We start from the raw sequence: 17,682 nt of genomic DNA, 5'->3' as shown, positions 1-17,682 counted from the left end.
GCTTACCCCTTGGCGGTCAAGTTAACGGTAGGGTTGATGAACCCGTAGAGCAGGTCGACCAGGGTATTGGTCACCACGAAGATCAGGCCAACGAAGATGACGTAGGCGGTGATGAGCGGGGTATCGACCCGGTGGATTGCCTCGAGGAACAGGAAGCCGGTACCCGGCCACTGGAACACGCTCTCGGTCAAAATGGTGTAGGCCACCATGGTCCCGATCTGCACGCCGCCGACGGTGATCACCGGCAGCATGGTGTTTTTCAGGGCGTGCTGGTAGTAGACCTTGTTGTTGTCCAGCCCCTTGGCGCGGGCAAACTTGACGTACTCGGAGGAGAGCTGCTCCAGCATCTCGGAGCGCACCAGCCGGATGAACAGCGGCAGCATGATGGAGGAGAGCGATACCGCGGGCAGGATCAGGTGCTTGATGCCATCCCAGGTAAAGAAGCCCGACTCCCAGCCCAGCAGGTTGTAAGTCTCGCCGCGGCCATAGGCAGGCAGCCAGCCGAGCTGGATGGAGAACAGATACATCAGCATGATGGCCGTCAGGAAGACCGGGATCGAGATGCCGATGCTGCTGACCGCCATGATGAACTTGGTCAGGACGCTGCGCGGTCTGATCGCCGAATAAACCCCCAGCGGAATGGAGACGACGACGATGATGATGGCGGCGGCAAACACCAGTTCAAGGGTAGCCACCAGCTTGTCGAGGATCACCTCGAGAGCCGGTCGCTTGAAGAAGTAGGAAGTCCCCAGATCCCCGTGCACCGCATTCTTCAGGAAGCGGCTGTATTTCACCAAAAAGGGATCGTTGAGGCCCATCTTGTCGCGCAGCTCCTGGCGCACGGACTCGGAGACGGATTGTCCCACCAGCTCGCGCAGCGGATCCCCCAGGTTGTCCTGGATGGAGAAGGCGACCAGGCTGATGACGAACATCACTATCACGGCCTGATAGAACCGTTTCAGCAGGAATGTAAACATGCTTGTCCTTCTACGTGGCCTGTGTCTTGGCACAGGCTTCTGTTAATGGCGGGGGCACCACAGGCTGCCCCCGCCAGGTCCTTCCTTGAGACTCTCTTACTTGTTGACCACCAGGTCACCCAGGTAAGGGAAGTTCATCACGTTGACGATGGGCTTGATGTCGACGTTCTTCTTGGCACCGTAGGCCAGGTCTTCCCAGTGCAGCGGCACATAGGCGGCGTCGTCGATCAGCATGGCTTCCACCTTCTGCAGGATGGCGGCACGCTTGGCCGGATCGGTCTCGGTGTTCGCTTCCATCACCATCTTGTCAGCTTCCGCGTTGGCATAACCGCCGCAGTTGTACTGGCCCATGCCGGTCTTGGCATCCTTGGTGAAGGTCAGGAACTCGAAGAAGTTCGCGGTATCTTCGGTATCCGCGTGCCAGCCGATCAGCTGCATGTCGGAGGCGCACTTGTCAAACTCCGGCCAGTACTGGGCCACCGGCATGGTCTTCAGATCCACCTTGATGTTGATCTTGGACAGCATGGCGGAGACGGCCTGGGCGATCTTGACGTCGTTGACGTAGCGGGCAGCCGGGGAGATGAAGGTCATCTTGAAGCCATTCTCGTAACCGGCTTCCTTCATCAGCTCCTTGGCCTTGGCCAAGTCATACTGGGGCTTGAGGGCCTCGTTGTAGCCGGCATAGCCTTTCGGGCTCAGCTGGCCGGCCGGGGTGCCGAAGCCTTTGTTGATCTTGTCGACGATACCCACCTGGTTGATGGCGTAGTTGATCGCCTGACGCACGCGCTTGTCTTTCAGCGCCGGGTTGGTGTTCTGGTTCAGCTCGATGATGATGGCGCGGGTACCGGACAGGGTCACCAACTGGGAATCCTTGCCGTTCTTCACGCGCTCCAGATCGTTCGGGGCAACCGGGTAGATCATGTCCACGTCACCACCCAGCAGGGCGGCTACGCGGGTCGCGTCTTCCTTGATCGGCACCACGGTCAGATTCTGGACGTTGCCCTTGGAGGCCTTGTCCCAGTAGTTGGCGTTGCGCACGTATTCCAGCTTCACGCCCTGCTCGCGGAACTTGACGCTGAACGGACCGGTACCGGAGACGTGGGTGGAGGCGTAGGAGTCGCCATTCTTGACGATCTCGGCCTTGTCTTTGCCCGCATCGCTCTTGCCGGTGTAGAACTTGGAGTCCATCGGGAAGACGTAGGTGACGGTCTGCAGCACCAGCGGGAACGGCTTGGCGGTGATGAAGTCGACGGTGAAGTCATCCACCTTCTTCGCTTCGGCGATGGGGTCGAAGATCGCCTTGAAGTCCGGGGAGCTCTTCAGACGGTTGACGGTCCAGACCACGTCGTCGGCGGTGAAGTCGTTGCCGGAGTGGAACTTGACGCCCTTGCGCAGGTGGAAACGCACAGTCTTGTCGTCGATACGCTCATACTTCTCGGCCAGACGCGGCTCGAATTGCAGATCCTGGGTGTAACGCATCAGGGGATCGAACACCAGGTGAGACATCTCCAGGGTCTGACCGGAGAGCTGCTCCTGCGGATCCAGCGAGGTGGCGTCGGAGGCGACGGCTACCTTGATGTCGGCGGCAGAGACGTTGAACGCGAGGCCAGCGGCGAACAGCGCCATGGCGATCTTGGATAATCCTTTCTTCATGTCTTTCTCCATGCTTTTGGCTTTTTATTGACACTTTTTTTGACAAACAGATCGGCGAAGCCTTTTTCCTGACTCGGCTTTCCTAGCTTGCGATCTCCAGCCCCTCGCGGGACATTCCCTTAAACTCCGGCATGAGCGAGATCAGCTTGCGACTGTACTCATGTTCGGCATTGGTAAAGAGTTTCTCGGTCTCCGCCACTTCCACCAGATGACCGTGGCGCATCACCCCGATGCGATCGCACATCTGGCGGATGACCGGCAGATCGTGGCTGATGAACAGCATGGTGAGCCCGAGCTCCTGCTGCAGGTCCTTGAGCAGGTTGAGGATCTGGGCCTGCACCGACACATCCAGTGCCGAGGTGGGCTCGTCGCAGATGAGGAAGCGCGGCCGGGTCGCCAGGGCGCGGGCGATGGAGATGCGCTGGCGCTGACCGCCGGAGAACTCGTGGGGGTACTTGACCCCGGCTCCCCGGCCCAGGCCCACGTGATCCAGCAGGTCGCTGACGATGCCCTCGATCTGGCCCTCGCTGTCCGCCAGCTTATGAAAGCGGATCGGCTCTGCGATGATGTCGCGCACCTTCATGCGCGGGTTCATGGAGGAGTACGGGTTCTGGAACACCATCTGCATCTGGCGACGCAGGGGGCGACGGGCATGCTCCCCCTTGAGGGCGGTGAGATCGATGCCCTCGAACACTATCTTGCCCGCATCGGGCGGATAGAGGCCTGTGATGGCGCGGGCTATGGTGGACTTGCCGGAGCCGGACTCCCCCACCAGGCCGAAAGTCTCGCCCTCGAAGATCTCGAAGTTGATGTTGTTGCAGGCGTGCACGAACTGGCGGCGGCTCGGGAAGATGGAGTTCTTGGTGACGAACTTGAGATCCACGTTCTCCACCCGCAGCAGAGCCCCCTCATAGCTGCGCTCGTCCTGACTCTGGCCGAGCCAGTGAGTCTTGAGATCGATGCTGGTATCCGCCGCGCCCGCCTCTTCGATGTAGGAGACCAGGGGGAAGCGCACCAGCTTCACATCCGAGCGGGGCACCGCCGAGATGAGGCTGCGGGTATAGGGATGGTTCGGGGCACCCAGCACCTGCTCGGTGGTACCGAACTCCACCAGATCCCCGCGATACATGACCGCCACCTTGTCGGTGACGTTGGAGACCACGCCCATGTCGTGGGTCACCAGCATGCAACCCACCTGACGCTCCTTGCACAGGGTGCGGATGAGCTGCAGGATCTGGTCCTGAATGGAGACGTCCAGCGCCGTGGTCGGCTCATCGGCGATGATGAGCTCGGGATCGCCGGAGAGGGCGATGGCGATGACCACCCGCTGGCGCATGCCACCGGAGAACTGATGGGGATACTGCTTTATGCGCACTTCCGGTTGCGGGATCCCGACCGCGGCCATCAGTTCGAGGGCCTTGGCGAAGGCCGCCTCGCGAGCGAGGTCGGTATTGGCCAATATGGTCTCCACCAGCTGTTGTTCGACGGTGAACAGCGGGTTGAGGGAGGTCATGGGATCCTGGAAGATGAAACCGATGCGAGAGCCGCGGATGGCTCGCATCTCGTTCTGGCTCTTGCCGGAGATGAGTTCACCGTTGAGATAGATGTCACCACGGGCGATGCGGCCGGGCGGACTCAACAGGTCGATGACGGCATTGCCTATGGTGGATTTGCCGGCACCTGACTCGCCGACCACACCGACGATCTCCCCCTTTTCAACGGAAAAAGAGAGATCCTTCACCGCGGCCAGCACCCCGTAGCGGGAGGGGTACTCGATCCGCAAGTTTTTCACTTCGAGCAAGGACATGTTTACCTCTGCGGGGGACATCCGTCCCAAATAATTCGTCCGTAAATCAGCGCAGATGCTGGAGGTGCCTTGGTAGCTATCTTGAGTGTTTGTTTTGAATGAGAAACGCTCAATCCATGAGGCCATCAAACCAGCGATCCGGGCGGGTTTTTTGCATTTTTTTGGAATAACCCGCGAGTAAGTTAGTCGGTTTGCCCGCGGGTGTAAATGATCCTGTTATACAATTTCGCAATACTTTGCGCAGATAACGCTCTCATCATAGGCATAAAATGTCGATAAACATCACACTATCAGATGTTGTGACGGCAATACCAGAGTTAACATCGCTTTAGTTTCAACAAAACCATAACAACCAATCATATTCACTATTCCATCCAGACTATCAAGCCTCGAATGAGTAGTGAATATTTATGTGAAATGATTTTTTAACGACAGCATATATGGATGAAGGAAAAATAAGCAGCGATAAATAGGGTCAAGGCAGCATCTTCCACCGAGACCCGGGGAGCGCAGTGAAAGGTAACGGAGGGGATTGCATACAAAACGACTCAGGCCCGGCAAATGCCGGGCCTGAGTGCTTGTCCAAGGTATCTCTGGTCTGCACCGACAGCCTTGGGTTGTCGCCAGAAGGATGCACCAATCCCAACTGGGCTGGCCCGTCAGCTCAGCCAGCCTGCCAGCAGTTGCATGCAGATCAGCGCGAACAGGCCCGCGATGAGGTCGTCCAGCATGATGCCGAGCCCCCCATGGATGCGGCGATCGAACCAGGAGATGGGCCAGGGCTTGAGCACGTCGAACAGCCGGAACAGCACGAAGCCGGCCAGCACCCACTCCCAGCCGGCCGGGGCCGCTATCATGGTGACCCCGAAGCCGATCACCTCGTCCCAGACGATGGCGCCGTGATCCGGCATGCCGATGGCGTCGGTCGCCCCCTGGCAGAGCCAGATCCCCACCAGGAAGCCCAGCACCAGCAGGGCGACAAACCAGGGGGTAGAGAGGCCGCTCACCAGCAGATAGAGCGGAATGGCGACTATGGTGCCCATGGTGCCCGGTGCCCAGGGGGAGAGGCCGACCCCAAACCCCACCGCCAGCAGGTGGCGCGGGTTCTTGAGATTCAGCTGCTTCAGCTCGGGTTTTATCATCATCCTTGTTGATTCCAATCTGTCGGTTTTAGCTCGCAGCCGCGGTTCCAGGCCATCATGCGAAGTGATCCCATCCCTTGAGCTCAAGCGCTACCGGCTGTTCATCCAGCAGATAATCGATGCCGGGCTCCCCGGCCAGGATACGGCCGATGCGGGTGAACTTGACGCCGCAGTTCGCGAGCGCCGTGTCCAGGGCGCCGTGATGCTCCTGGGGCACGGTGAAGCAGAGTTCGTAGTCATCGCCGCCCGCCAGTGCCAGTTGCCAAGCCGCCTCGGCGGAGACCGCATCCTGCAGCACAGGCGAGAGCGGCAACAGATTGAGATCGATCTGGGCGCAGACGCCGGAGGCCTTGAGGATATGGCCGAGATCCGAGGCCAGGCCGTCGGAGAGATCCAGCGCACTGCTCGCCAGCCCGCGCAGGGCCTGTCCCGCCAGGATACGGGGATGGGGATGATCGAGCCTGGGCAGCACGGCCGCCAGCTGGTTCTCGTTCAATACCCGCTTGCCGAGCAGGTGGGAGAGCGCCAGGGCCGCATCCCCCAGGGTGCCGGTCACATAGATGCCATCTCCCGCCTTGGCGCCGCTGCGCAGCAGGGCGCGGCCGGTGGGCACGGATCCCTTCACCGAGACGGTGATGGAGAGGGGGCCACGGGTCATGTCGCCCCCCACCAGGGCCACGTTGTAGTACTCGGCGAGCTCGAGGAAACCCTCGGCGAAGCCGGCTACCCAGGCCTCGTTGATGGCGGGCAGGGTCAGGGCCATGGAGACCCAGCGTGGCTCTGCCCCCATGGCGGCGAGATCGGACAGGTTGACCGCCAACGCCTTGTAGCCGAGATCCACCGGATCCATGTCGGGGAAAAAGTGGACGCCGCTCACCAGGGTATCCGTGCTCACCGCCAGCTGGGTATCCGCCGGCAGGGTCAGCAGGGCGCAATCATCTCCCGGGCCCAGCACCACGTCCTTGCGGGCGTGGGGGACCTTGAAGTACTTCTCAATCAGCTCAAATTCACCCATACAGTAAAAAGCCAGCGGTTAGGCTGGCTCCTCTCTTAAGGCTGATGGACAGCGGATCAGCGCTTCGGCAGCGTCTTGATCACCTTGTCCAGAACACCGTTGACAAACTTGTGGCTGTCATCGGCGGCGAAGGCTTTGGCCAGCTCGATCGCTTCGTTGATCACCACGCGCGGCGGCACATCATCACGACGGGTCAGCTCGTAGGTCGCCAGACGCAGGATCGCCTTGTCCACCATGTCCACTTCTTCCAGCGGACGGGAGAGGAAAGGTGCAAACACCTTGTCCAGCTCGTTGCAGTGGAGGGCTACCCCGAACAGCAGATCGCGGAAATAGTTCAGGTCCACACCCTTGGTGTCCTGATCGATCTTGAACTGCTCTTCGATGTCGCCCACGTTGGCCTGGGTCATCTGCCACTGGTAGATGGCCTGGGTGGCGCAATGACGGGCCTTACGGCGCTCGGACGGTTTCAATGTACTTCTCCTCGTTACACGTCCAGTTGTTTCAGGACGTTGATCATTTCGAGCGCGCTCAGTGCAGCCTCTGCACCCTTGTTACCCGCCTTGGTACCGGCGCGCTCGATGGCTTGTTCGATGTTTTCTGTGGTCAGCACGCCGAAGGCGACGGGAATTTCATATTCCATCATCACCTGGGCCAGACCCTTGCCGTTCTCGCTCGCCACCAGTTCGAAGTGGTAGGTACCGCCACGGATGACGGTGCCGAGGGCGACGATGGCGTCGTATTGGCCACTCTTGGCCAGCTTCTTGGCCGCCAATGGGATTTCAACGGCGCCCGGCACGCGAACCAGGGTCAGATTGCTCTCCTGGATCTGGCCTTGACGCTTCAGCACGTCCAGCGCGCCGTTCACCAGGCTGTCATTGATGAAGCTGTTGAAACGGGCAACGACAATAGCTACACGCGCCTCGGGAGCGGCGATATTTCCTTCGATGATCTTCATTGGAAATCCTGTCTCTGTGCAATCAGTAGGGCCGTCAATGGGGCCGCGGCCAAAAGTGCGCACATTCTAGCACAAAGGCAATGGGACAAAAACAGGCATCACCACTCCGGTCACCAGACCCTTATTAATTTTTTTCTTAACTGCTCCGACCTGCTAATAATACGTGCGCCTGTCACGGGGTAAAAATAATAATATCAAGGAGTTCAATATGTTGTATTTCAAACGCAGCGGCGTCGCACTCGCGTGCCTGCTATCATTTTCCGCCCAAGCCGATACCGGCGCACCACGCATCATAGGGGGCAGCGCCACGACAGCCCCCAGCTGGATGGCGGCGGTCGGTGAAGTCGTCGATGGCACCTGGGTCAACTTCTGCGGCGGTACCCTGATCGACAGTCAGTGGGTGCTGACTGCCGCCCACTGCGTCGCCGATGCCCAATCCGGCCCCATGGAGGTCGCCATCGGCGTGACGGACTTGAGCCGCCCCCACACCCGCAGCAGAGTCGATCAGGTGCTGATGCACCCCGAGTACTATCAGAATCTGATGAACCATCTGGGGAGCCCCGACCAGACCCCCTCCTCCTCGGATCTGGCCCTGCTGCACCTGGCCAGCCCCGTCTCCCTCTCCCCCATCAGGATCGCCGATCTGACGGCCAAGGACACCTGGCAGCTGGGTACCACCCTGCTCCATGCCCTCGGTTACGGTGGCACCAACCCTGCCGCGACCAAGACCAGCTCGCAACTGCTGGCGGTGGATCTCGCCTACCAGGGGGAGAAGGACCGCTGGTATGGGGATCAGACCAGCACCCACATCTTCGCCGGCAACCTGCTCGGCCAGGATACCTGCAAGGGTGACAGTGGCGGCCCCCTGACTTCCGGGGGAGAACTGGTCGGCGTCACCAGCTACGGCGCCTACCCCTGCGCCACCGGCAGCGCCGGCGGCTATGTCTACGCCCCGGCGTTCAAGGAGTGGATTTCCAGCCAGCAACAGGGGGTTACCCTGACCACCATCCGCGGCCTCGTTCTGCCCCAGGGGACCAGTGGCTGGGCCGACTACCAACTCGCCAACCGCACCACACAGGCCCTGACCCTGAGCAACGTCTACAGCGACGCGCCTTCCATGTTCAACGGCTGTCCCGACCGCCTGGAGGCGGGGCAGCACTGCACCCTGCGCCTGCGCGCCGATGCCAACGACACCGTGGGCACCCTTCGTCTCCAGGGGATAGCCCTCACCGCCATCGACGAGCGAGGGGGGAGTCAGCGTCTTCAAGGGGTTCTGATGAGCATGACCGGCAAGCCCACAACCACCACGGGGACGACGGCGGCAGGCGGCAGCACGACAACGACTGCGACGACAACCACCAGCTCCACCTCTACCTCCAGTGGCGGTGGCGGCGGTGGTGCAATGGGTCTTGCCAGCCTGTTGCTGCTGCCCCTTGCCTGGTTGCGCCGTCGCCGCTAAGGCAGCCCCTCACCGGCAGGCAACAAACAATAAGGGATGACCGAGGTCATCCCTTATTTCATTGCGTCAGGATCTCCCCAGCCCATGGTGGGAAGCGACGGCGTGGGCAAGATTACTCGCCGACGTATTCCACCACTTCCAGGCCGAAGCCGCCGAGGGCGTGGTACTTCTTCGGTGAGCTCAGCAGCCGCATCTTGCCGACCCCGAGTGTCTTCAAGATCTGGGAGCCCACGCCGACCCGGCGGGAGGTACCCTGCCACCTGGCTCCTTCCGGTGCCAGCCCCTTGTCGGCGGCCTCGAACGCCTTGACCCGGGCCAGCAGCTCGTCGCCGTTGGCCTCGGCCCCCAGGATCACCAGCACACCGCCCTCTTTCGCGATGCGCGCCATGGATTTGGCCAGCGGCCAGCTGCGGGCGGCGTGACGGTCGGTCTGCAGCAGATCGCTCAGCACGTCGTGCAGATGCACCCGTACCAAGGTCGGCTGGTCGGCCTGGATGTCACCCTTCTTCAGGGCGAAGTGCACCTGGTTGTCTATGGTGTCGCGGAAGGTGATGAGGTCAAACTCGCCGTATTCGGTAGGCAGTTTGCACTCGGCCACCTGCTCCACCGTGGTCTCGTGCTGGTTGCGGTACTCGATGAGATCCGCGATGGTGCCGAGCTTGATGCCGTGCTGCTCGGCGAATACTTCCAGATCCGGGCGGCGTGCCATGGTGCCATCTTCGTTCAGGATCTCGACGATGACGGAGGCCGCTTCATAGCCTGCAAGCCGGGCCAGATCGCAGCCCGCTTCCGTGTGGCCGGCGCGGGTCAGCACACCGCCATCCTGCGCCATCAGCGGGAAGATATGGCCGGGCTGCACCAGATCGGCGGCCTTGGCGTTCGGGGCTACCGCGGCTTGCACCGTCACGGCGCGATCGGCGGCGGAGATGCCTGTGGTCACCCCTTCGGCCGCTTCTATGGTCACGGTGAAGGCGGTGGAGAACTGGGCGTTGTTACGATCCACCATCAGCGGCAGCGCCAGCTGTTTGCAACGATCCCGGGTCAGAGTCAGGCAGATCAATCCTCTCCCATACCGGGCCATAAAGTTGATATCTTCCGGGCGGACACAGGAGGCGGCCATGATGAGGTCCCCTTCATTCTCCCTGTCTTCGTCATCCATCAGGATCACCATCTTGCCAGCCTTGATATCGGCAATGATTTCCTGGGTTGTGCTCAGCGCCATGGGCTACTCCATCAACATGCTTCGGGATTGAGCCTGCGGGCTCGACTTGATACGGGGTTATTCTGACCTAGATGGGGGCAGAGGCCCCCATTTCAACCTGCGCGGGCTCACAGAAAAGCGTTTTCGGCCCCCACAGCGTCATCACAGAAAGCCGGACTGCGCCAGTTTCTCCAGGGTCAGGGACGAGGTCGTGCCCTCCTGCGCCCTGCCTTGCATCAGCCGCTCCAGATAGCGGGCTATCTGATCCACCTCGAGGTTCACGCGATGTCCCGGCTTCCAGTTTGCGATCGTGGTCTCCTGGGCGGTGTGCGGTACTATGGTGAGACGGAACAGGTTGCCCTGCACTGCGTTTACCGTGAGGCTGATGCCATCCACCGCGATGGAGCCCTTCTCGGCGATATAGCGGGCGAGCTCCCCTGGCGCTTCAATCCAGTATTCGATGGCGCGGCCGCTGCTGGACTTGCTCTTCACCTCGCCGATGCCATCCACGTGGCCGGAGACCAGATGACCGCCGAGGCGCGAGGTCGGCATCAGTGCTTTTTCCAGATTGACGGGATCGCCCACCTTGGCATCGGCGAAGCCGGTGCGAGACAGGGTTTCGAGCGACACGTCGGCGGTGTAGCTCTTGTCGCCGAGGGCCACCACGGTCAGGCAGACGCCGTTGGTGGCGATGGAGTCGCCCAACTTGACGTCGCTGAAATCCAGGGTCGGGGCATGCACTGTGAGGGCCATGTCCTCCCCCTGACGACGCAGGGCTGCCAGGGTCCCCATGGCTTCGATAATTCCGGTAAACATGCAGATCACCTTGCTGCTGACAGGGCCCGGCGGCCCTGTCTCTGAAATGTGTAAATGCCGAACATCAGGCTATGCTGGCCTCGATGTGCACGACTGGCTCAATCGGCCCGCACTTCCTTGAAAGATCCTGAAGGCTGGCTAGGCAATCTTGGCCGTGATGCGAATATCCTGCCCCACCAGCCGCACATCCTTGAGGTTGAGCTTGGGTGCCTGGAACAGCCGGGTCAACTCGGGCAGGTGGAACAGGCCACGGCCCTCGTCCCCCAAGAGCTTGGGCGCCTGATAGAGCACCAGCTCGTCCACCAGGCCTTTGCCGAGCAGGGCGCCACACAGGCGTGGCCCCGCCTCCACCAGCACGGAGTTGATGTTGCGCTTGGCCAGCAGCATGAAGAGGCTCACCAGATCCAGCTTGCCGTCGAGCAACGGCAGCTCCAACTGCTGCACCCATTCCGGCCAGTCCCCGTCCACCTTGTGGCGAGCCAGCAGCACCGGGCCCGTGCTCTTGAACAGGGGGAGATCAGGGGTCAAGCGATTCTGGGAGTCGATGACGACCCGCAGGGGCTGGCGCAGGGCCTCCTTGGGGTAGACAGCCTTGACCGAGGGAGGCAACTCATCCCATCGCACGTTGAGCGAAGCCCCGTCGGTCAGTACCGTCTCGGCGCTCGACAATACGGCGTCGTGACGGGCCCGCAGGCGCTGCACGTCGGCGCGCGCTAAGGGGCCGGTGATCCACTGGCTCTCGCCGCTCGCCATGGCGGTGCGGCCATCGAGACTCGCGCCGAGCTTCACCGTCACCAGAGGGAAGGCGGTGCGCATCCGCTTGAAGAAGCCGGGGTTCAGGGCTTCAGCCTCGGCGCTCAGCAGGCCGAAGTCCGCCTTGATACCCGCCTCGGAGAGCATGCGCAGACCGCGCCCGCCCACCTGGGGATTGGGATCCACCATGGCGGCGACCACCCGGGTCACCCCGGCCTTGATCAGCGCCTCGGCACAGGGAGGGGTGCGGCCGTGGTGGGAGCAGGGCTCCAGAGTCACGTAGGCGGTGGCGCCACGGGCCTCTTCCCCGGCGGCGTGCAGGGCATAGACCTCGGCGTGAGGCTCGCCGGCACGCTGGTGCCAGCCCTCACCCACCACCACGCCGGCCTTCACCAGCACGGCGCCGACACAGGGGTTCGGGGCCGTGGTGTAGCGACCGCGGCGGGCCAGCTCGAGGGCCCGGTTCATCCATCGATAATCGTCTTGACTAAACATCTGGGCTCCCGTTCAACGCGAGAAAATAGGGGTAATAACTCAATCCGTGGATGGCTGGCTCATTTCTCCAGCTTGGCGATCTCTTCACCGAACTCGCGGATGTCCTCAAAGCTGCGATAGACGGAGGCGAAGCGGATATAGGCCACCTTGTCGAGGCTCTTGAGCTCATCCATCACCAGGTTGCCGAGCAGCTGGGAAGCCACCTCCCGCTCGCCGGTGGCGCGCAGGCGGGACTTGATGTGATTGATCCCCTTCTCGATGGCTTCCATGCTCACCGGCCGCTTCTCCAGCGCCCGCAAAATGCCGCCGCGCAGCTTCTCTTCGTTGAAGGGCTCGCGGGAGCCGTTGGACTTGATGATGCGCGGCATCACCAGCTCGGCCATCTCGAAGGTGGTGAAGCGCTCGTGACAGAGCAGGCATTCGCGGCGGCGACGCACCTGATGGCCCTCCGCCACCAGACGGGAATCGATCACCTTGGTATCAACGGCACTACAGAACGGGCAATGCATCGGACCTCCGGCGCAAACTCATGGCATCTAAGGGGTCACCTGCCACCAGGGGCAGGAGCTTGGTCAGCCAGTGTAACACGGCCACCCAAAACCGGTAAAAGCCCAGAAAAAACAATGCTACCCCTGGGTAGCATCGAGATTACGGTGAGAGGGGTCGCCTCCATCAGTCGTCATAGGGCAAGGCATCGGGATCGCAATCCACGTAATCGGGCGCGGGATCCTGCTCGAACTGCACCGCCTCTATGTGAGTCGCCCCCTGCATCAGCGCCTTGCCGACCCTGTGCATGCCATCCATGACCCGACCTTCGCTGTCGAGGATGATGGGATAGGCGAGGTCGGCGGCCAGCATCAGCTGGCAATGCTCGACCATGCTGCGCACCGTGGGCCGGACGCTGCCATGGCCGTACCAGTGCTCCTTGTCCAGCTCCGTTATTTGGCCAAGCGGTACGGCTCGCACCGGCAGCTCGCGGCCGAGCCTGATCAACTTGCGTACATCCCAGGCCAGCAGGCCCCCCGGGCTTGGGCGAAAGTGATACTGGGCGCGGATGGACGAGACAAGGTCATCATCGCTGGGGGCAATCTGACTGGGCATGGCGCTTCCTCTCCTCTTGGCTGGCTGAGACTGAGCACGGCGCCCACGTGACGCCGCGATATAAACAACAATGCCACCAGAGGGTGGCATTGTCTCATACCAGGATGTCTGGCTTATCAGGCATAGACAGGCAGACGACGGCAGATATCCAGCACCTGCTCGCGCACGTTGGCCAGCACTTCGTCGTTGTCGTGGTTGTCCAGCACGTCGCAGATCCAGCCAGCCAGCTGCTTGCTCTCAGCTTCCTTGAAGCCGCGGCGAGTGATGGCCGGGGTCCCCAGACGCACACCGGAGGTGACGAAGGGGGAGCGCGGGTCGTTCGGTACCGCGTTCTTGTTGACTGTGATGTTGGCCTTGCCCAGGGCGGCATCGGCCTCTTTACCGGTCAGCTCGCGACCGATCAGATCCACCAGCATCAGGTGGTTGTCGGTGCCGCCGGAGACGATCTTGTAACCGCGGGCCAAGAACACCTCGACCATGGCCTTGGCGTTCTTCACGACCTGAGCCTGGTAAGTCTTGAACTCGGGCTCGAGCGCTTCCTTGAAGGCCACGGCCTTGCCGGCGATGACGTGCATCAGCGGGCCGCCCTGACCACCCGGGAAGACGGCGGAATTCAGCTTCTTGTAGAGCTCTTCGTCGTCGGCGGCGGAGAGGATCAGACCACCGCGCGGACCGGCCAGGGTCTTGTGAGTGGTGGAGGTGACCACGTGGGCGTGGGGAACCGGGTTCGGGTAGACGCCGGCGGCGATCAGACCGGCCACGTGGGCCATGTCGACGAACAGCCAGGCACCGACCTTGTCGGCGATCTCGCGCATCTTGGCCCAGTCAACCACACCGGAGTAAGCGGAGAAGCCGCCGATCATCATCTTCGGCTTGTGCTCGACCGCCAGGCGCTCCATCTCGACGTAGTCGATCTTGCCGGACTCATCGATGCCGTAGGGGATGATGTTGTACAGCTTGCCGGAGAAGTTGACCGGGGCGCCGTGGGTCAGGTGGCCGCCGTGGGCCAGGTTCATGCCGAGCACGGTATCGCCCGGTTGCAGCAGGGCCATGTAAACGGCGCTGTTGGCCTGGGAGCCGGAGTGAGGCTGCACGTTGGCGTAAGTGGCACCAAACAGTTCCTTGGCGCGCTCGATGGCCAGGGTCTCGACCACGTCCACATACTCGCAACCACCGTAGTAGCGCTTGGCCGGGTAGCCTTCGGCGTACTTGTTGGTCAGCTGGGAGCCCTGGGCCTCCATGACGCGGGGGCTGGTGTAGTTCTCAGACGCGATCAGCTCGATGTGCTCTTCCTGACGACGGGTCTCGTCTGTGATGGCCTGCCACAGCTCTGGATCATAGCCGGCGATGGTCATGTCACGTTTCAACATCCGTTTATCTCCTGAAAATCGTTTGCGCGATAGGTGAAGTGGGCCGGCGCATTGTAACGTGAGCGGGATCAAAGAGACAGTCCAACCACCCAAAAAAATGTTGAATCTATGTTACGAAAGACGAGTTTCATCCCCCGGACTGCTCCCCCTTCGCCGCCAGCCAGGCCTGCAGCCCATGGATAGCCTCCTCGAATGCGTGGGTCAGCACCAGAGGCTCCCCCTCCCCCCTCTCCAACTCGGCGCAGAGTTCGGCAAAGTCCGTCAGCCCCAGCGCCAGGGCGCTGCCCTTGAGTTTGTGGGCCAGTTGACGGCGCGCTTCCCCCGGCTCGCTCGCGACCAAGGTCGCCACCAGCTCGCGGCCTTGTGACTCGAACAAATCGATAAGCTGACCGATGCGCGGCAGACCCAGCACGGGCAGATCCGCCTCCAGCACCCCGTTGCCCGCAGGAGCAGCCTCTCCGGGGCCAGCCCCTGCCGAGGCGGCACCCTGGCATTGGCGCGCGATGGCACCGGCCAGGGTCGCCAGCCGCATGGGTTTGCCCACGAAGTCGGCGAAACCGGCGGCCAGACAGTGGCGGATATCTTCCGGGTACATCTGGGCCGAGACCGCGATGGCGGGCAGGGGCCGGCCATGTACCTCCTCGCTGATGGCGTCGAGATCTTCCCGCAGGCTAATGCCGTCCATGTCCGGCAGGTTGATGTCGAGCAGGGCCAGATCGAAGGGTCGCTCGCTCACCCAGGCCAGTGCCGTGCGCCCATCCTCCGCCAGGGTGACCCTGTGACCGAGGCGCGCCAGCATGCCCTGGGCCACCAACCGGTTGATCTCGTTGTCCTCCACCAGCAGGATCTCCCGGGGCTGGCAGAGCAGGACGGGCTCTGGCTGCGCGGGCAACAAAGCCGCCGAGCGTTGCAGGGGCAGGCTGAAGCTGAAGCGGCAGCCCGCACCGGGCTCGCTCGCAAGCCCAAGCTCCCCCCCCATGGCGCTCACCAGCTTCTGGCTGATGGCGAGGCCGAGACCAGTGCCTCCCTGATGGCCGAGATCCCGCTTGCGCTGACGGAACGCCTCGAACACTGCCTGCTGCTCCTCGGCTGGAATGCCGGGGCCGGTATCCTCGACCACGAACTCGATGCAGGGCTCGGCGCAGGGGCCGGCGCAGGCCAGGGGCATGACCGAGAGGGTGATGCTCCCCTTGCGGGTGAACTTGACGGCGTTGCCGAGCAGGTTTGCGATCACCTGGCGCAGCTTGCCTATGTCCCCCTCTACCACGGGCGGCAGGGTGTCGCCATAGATAAGCTCGAGGCGCAGCCCCCTGGCCTCGGCCCTCGGCCGAAACAGGGTGCAGAGATCGTCCGCCAGCTGCCGCAGCGGGAAGGGTTCCCGGCGTGCCTCCACGTGGCCCGCCTCTATCTTGGAGTAGTCGAGGATGTCGTTGAGGATCTCGAGCAATGACTCGCCACTGTGGCCGATGGCGGCCAGATAACGCTGCTGCTCCGGGTTTAGCCAGGTGTCTTCCAGCAGGCTGAGCCCGCCGAGGATGCCGTTCATGGGGGTGCGGATCTCGTGGCTCATGGTGGCGAGGAAGACCGACTTGGCCCGGTTGGCCTGCTCCGCCTCGTCCCTGGCCTGGCGCTGTTTCTCCACCTCCTCGTTGAGGCGCAGGTTCGCATGGCTGAGCTGACCGGTGCGCTCCTCCACCCGGGATTCCAGCTCCCGCTGATAGCGGCCGAGCTCGATGGCGTTATCGCGAAACACCTGCAGGGCCCGGCCGAGTTCGGCCAGCTCATCCTGTCCCTGATGCATGCCAGGCGCCGGGGGCGTCAGATCCCCCCGTGCCAGCCGGCTCATCCCCTCCACCGCGTGTTGCAGGGGCCAGACGATGCGGCCATAGACCATGCGCCACATCAGCAGGATCAAGAGACCCAGGGTGAGCAGGCCGATAAAGACCAGGGCGCTGGCCAGCAGTTGCAACCGCTCCCGCAGCACTCGCTGGCTCTGGCCGAGGGCCTCCCGCGCCCCCGCCACCAGGCTGTCAACCTGCTGGTTGAGGCTGCCCATCATCACCTCGTTGGCCGAGGCCAGCACCCGCAGCGCCTCCCCCTTGCCAATCCAGTCGCTGCGCAGCTGCACCAGTCTGTCGCTCTGCCCGAGCAGGGCCAGCGCCTGCTCCACCGCGGCCCGGCGGGCGGGGTCCGTCACGGCGCCGGCCCGCAGTTGCAGGATGGCCAAAGCCTTGCGACTATCCTGCTGCAGCCCTTGCAGGGCGGGCTGCTGCTCGCTGCGCCAGATCTCCTCTATCCTCTGCTGCTGCATCAGGGTGCGATGGCGCAACTCCGTCATCTGCTCCAGCCAGTCGAGATCCTGCTCCAGCAATCGATCCAGCGCCGCGTCAGCCTGCTTTCCCTGCAATCGATAGAGGGAGCCCATGCCCGCCACCATCACGGTCTCGGCGTTCTCCATCTGGCTGCGGGCGAGCTCGGCCACCTGGCTGGCGGCCTCCACCAGTTGGGTACGCAGCACACCGCCTTCGGCCATGAGCGTGAGTCGCTCCCCCACCAGCCAGCCCTGCTGGCCGAGATTGCCGATGATGGTCTGGCTGAGCCGGTGCAACTGCGCCAGCTCCCCCTCGGTGCCGAGTTGTTCCAGCACCCCTTGCATCTGCTGCCCCTGCAGGGTCAGCAGGCGCCCCTGATGTTCCCGCTCCGCCTCGCTGCTCGCCATGGCCAGCAGGTGGGAGGCGTTCTGGATCTCGCCACTCAGGCGCGCCAGGGTACGGGCGCTCTCCTGACCCGCCAGGGTGGCTTGCACCCCCTGCTCCAGCTGGCGCAGGCGGTTGAGACCGACCCAGCCCAGCAGGGAGGCGCCGAGGGTCAGCATGGCCATCAGGGAGAAGGCCAGCAGCAACTTGCCGCCCAGGCCGGAAAACATTCTCACGGGGGA

General features: G+C 62.6%; 15 protein-coding genes. 1 reads left to right on the top strand and 14 read right to left on the bottom strand.

The features are described 5' to 3' along the window. Window positions 1-2 precede the first annotated feature (2 nt). From ACRCYW_RS21045 to ribH, 7 genes are all read right to left on the bottom strand, one after another. Window positions 3-977 carry an ABC transporter permease gene (locus tag ACRCYW_RS21045; protein WP_438551926.1) on the bottom strand — a complete coding sequence of 325 codons (975 nt, stop codon included), beginning with the start codon at window positions 975-977 and terminating at the stop codon, window positions 3-5. Between the two features lie 96 nt (window positions 978-1,073). Then, the gene (locus tag ACRCYW_RS21040) at window positions 1,074-2,630 is read right to left on the bottom strand and encodes an ABC transporter substrate-binding protein (protein WP_438551925.1); all 1,557 of its coding nucleotides are present in this window, start codon (window positions 2,628-2,630) and stop codon (window positions 1,074-1,076) included. 82 nt (window positions 2,631-2,712) lie between these two features. After that, complete coding sequence (locus tag ACRCYW_RS21035) at window positions 2,713-4,437, bottom strand: dipeptide ABC transporter ATP-binding protein (RefSeq protein ID WP_438551924.1); 1,725 nt, start codon at window positions 4,435-4,437, stop codon at window positions 2,713-2,715. 659 nt (window positions 4,438-5,096) lie between these two features. Beyond that, complete coding sequence (locus ACRCYW_RS21030) at window positions 5,097-5,579, bottom strand: phosphatidylglycerophosphatase A family protein (protein WP_438552056.1); 483 nt, start codon at window positions 5,577-5,579, stop codon at window positions 5,097-5,099. 55 nt (window positions 5,580-5,634) lie between these two features. Beyond that, complete coding sequence (gene thiL, locus ACRCYW_RS21025; RefSeq protein WP_438551923.1) at window positions 5,635-6,594, bottom strand: thiamine-phosphate kinase; 960 nt, start codon at window positions 6,592-6,594, stop codon at window positions 5,635-5,637. A gap of 56 nt (window positions 6,595-6,650) precedes the next feature. Further along, the gene (gene nusB / locus ACRCYW_RS21020; RefSeq protein ID WP_349919195.1) at window positions 6,651-7,064 is read right to left on the bottom strand and encodes a transcription antitermination factor NusB; all 414 of its coding nucleotides are present in this window, start codon (window positions 7,062-7,064) and stop codon (window positions 6,651-6,653) included. Window positions 7,065-7,078: 14 nt separating this feature from the next. Then, complete coding sequence (gene ribH / locus ACRCYW_RS21015; RefSeq protein ID WP_042078850.1) at window positions 7,079-7,549, bottom strand: 6,7-dimethyl-8-ribityllumazine synthase; 471 nt, start codon at window positions 7,547-7,549, stop codon at window positions 7,079-7,081. A 208-nt stretch (window positions 7,550-7,757) separates the two neighbouring features. Between ribH and ACRCYW_RS21010 the strand changes: the two genes are divergently transcribed. Continuing rightward, on the top strand, window positions 7,758-9,008 hold the full coding sequence (locus ACRCYW_RS21010) for a S1 family peptidase (protein ID WP_438551922.1): 1,251 nt from the start codon (window positions 7,758-7,760) through the stop codon (window positions 9,006-9,008). Between the two features lie 112 nt (window positions 9,009-9,120). Here the strand turns inward: ACRCYW_RS21010 and ribBA are convergent, their stop codons facing one another. The 7 genes from ribBA to torS form a co-directional block, all read right to left on the bottom strand. Further along, complete coding sequence (gene ribBA, locus ACRCYW_RS21005) at window positions 9,121-10,230, bottom strand: bifunctional 3,4-dihydroxy-2-butanone-4-phosphate synthase/GTP cyclohydrolase II (protein WP_438551921.1); 1,110 nt, start codon at window positions 10,228-10,230, stop codon at window positions 9,121-9,123. A 141-nt stretch (window positions 10,231-10,371) separates the two neighbouring features. Then, window positions 10,372-11,025, bottom strand: a complete 654-nt coding sequence (locus tag ACRCYW_RS21000) for a riboflavin synthase (RefSeq protein ID WP_438551920.1) — start codon at window positions 11,023-11,025, stop codon at window positions 10,372-10,374. Window positions 11,026-11,163: 138 nt separating this feature from the next. Then, a complete protein-coding gene (gene ribD, locus ACRCYW_RS20995; RefSeq protein WP_438551919.1) occupies window positions 11,164-12,273 on the bottom strand; it encodes a bifunctional diaminohydroxyphosphoribosylaminopyrimidine deaminase/5-amino-6-(5-phosphoribosylamino)uracil reductase RibD in 1,110 nt (369 codons plus the stop codon). A 59-nt stretch (window positions 12,274-12,332) separates the two neighbouring features. Beyond that, window positions 12,333-12,782 carry a transcriptional regulator NrdR gene (gene nrdR / locus ACRCYW_RS20990; RefSeq protein ID WP_100861196.1) on the bottom strand — a complete coding sequence of 150 codons (450 nt, stop codon included), beginning with the start codon at window positions 12,780-12,782 and terminating at the stop codon, window positions 12,333-12,335. A gap of 163 nt (window positions 12,783-12,945) precedes the next feature. Beyond that, the gene (locus tag ACRCYW_RS20985) at window positions 12,946-13,374 is read right to left on the bottom strand and encodes a hypothetical protein (RefSeq protein WP_438551918.1); all 429 of its coding nucleotides are present in this window, start codon (window positions 13,372-13,374) and stop codon (window positions 12,946-12,948) included. A 116-nt stretch (window positions 13,375-13,490) separates the two neighbouring features. Beyond that, window positions 13,491-14,744, bottom strand: coding sequence for a serine hydroxymethyltransferase (gene glyA / locus ACRCYW_RS20980; protein WP_438551917.1), 1,254 nt, complete (start codon window positions 14,742-14,744; stop codon window positions 13,491-13,493). Between the two features lie 127 nt (window positions 14,745-14,871). Then, a complete protein-coding gene (gene torS, locus ACRCYW_RS20975) occupies window positions 14,872-17,676 on the bottom strand; it encodes a TMAO reductase system sensor histidine kinase/response regulator TorS (protein ID WP_438551916.1) in 2,805 nt (934 codons plus the stop codon). Window positions 17,677-17,682: the final 6 nt, after the last annotated feature.

It is taken from the genome of Aeromonas sp., from assembly GCF_051657805.1.
Taxonomy (GTDB): Bacteria; Pseudomonadota; Gammaproteobacteria; order Enterobacterales; family Aeromonadaceae; genus Aeromonas.
The sequence above is the reverse complement of the archived record's forward strand: the minus strand, read 5'-3'. Positions and strand labels throughout refer to the sequence as shown.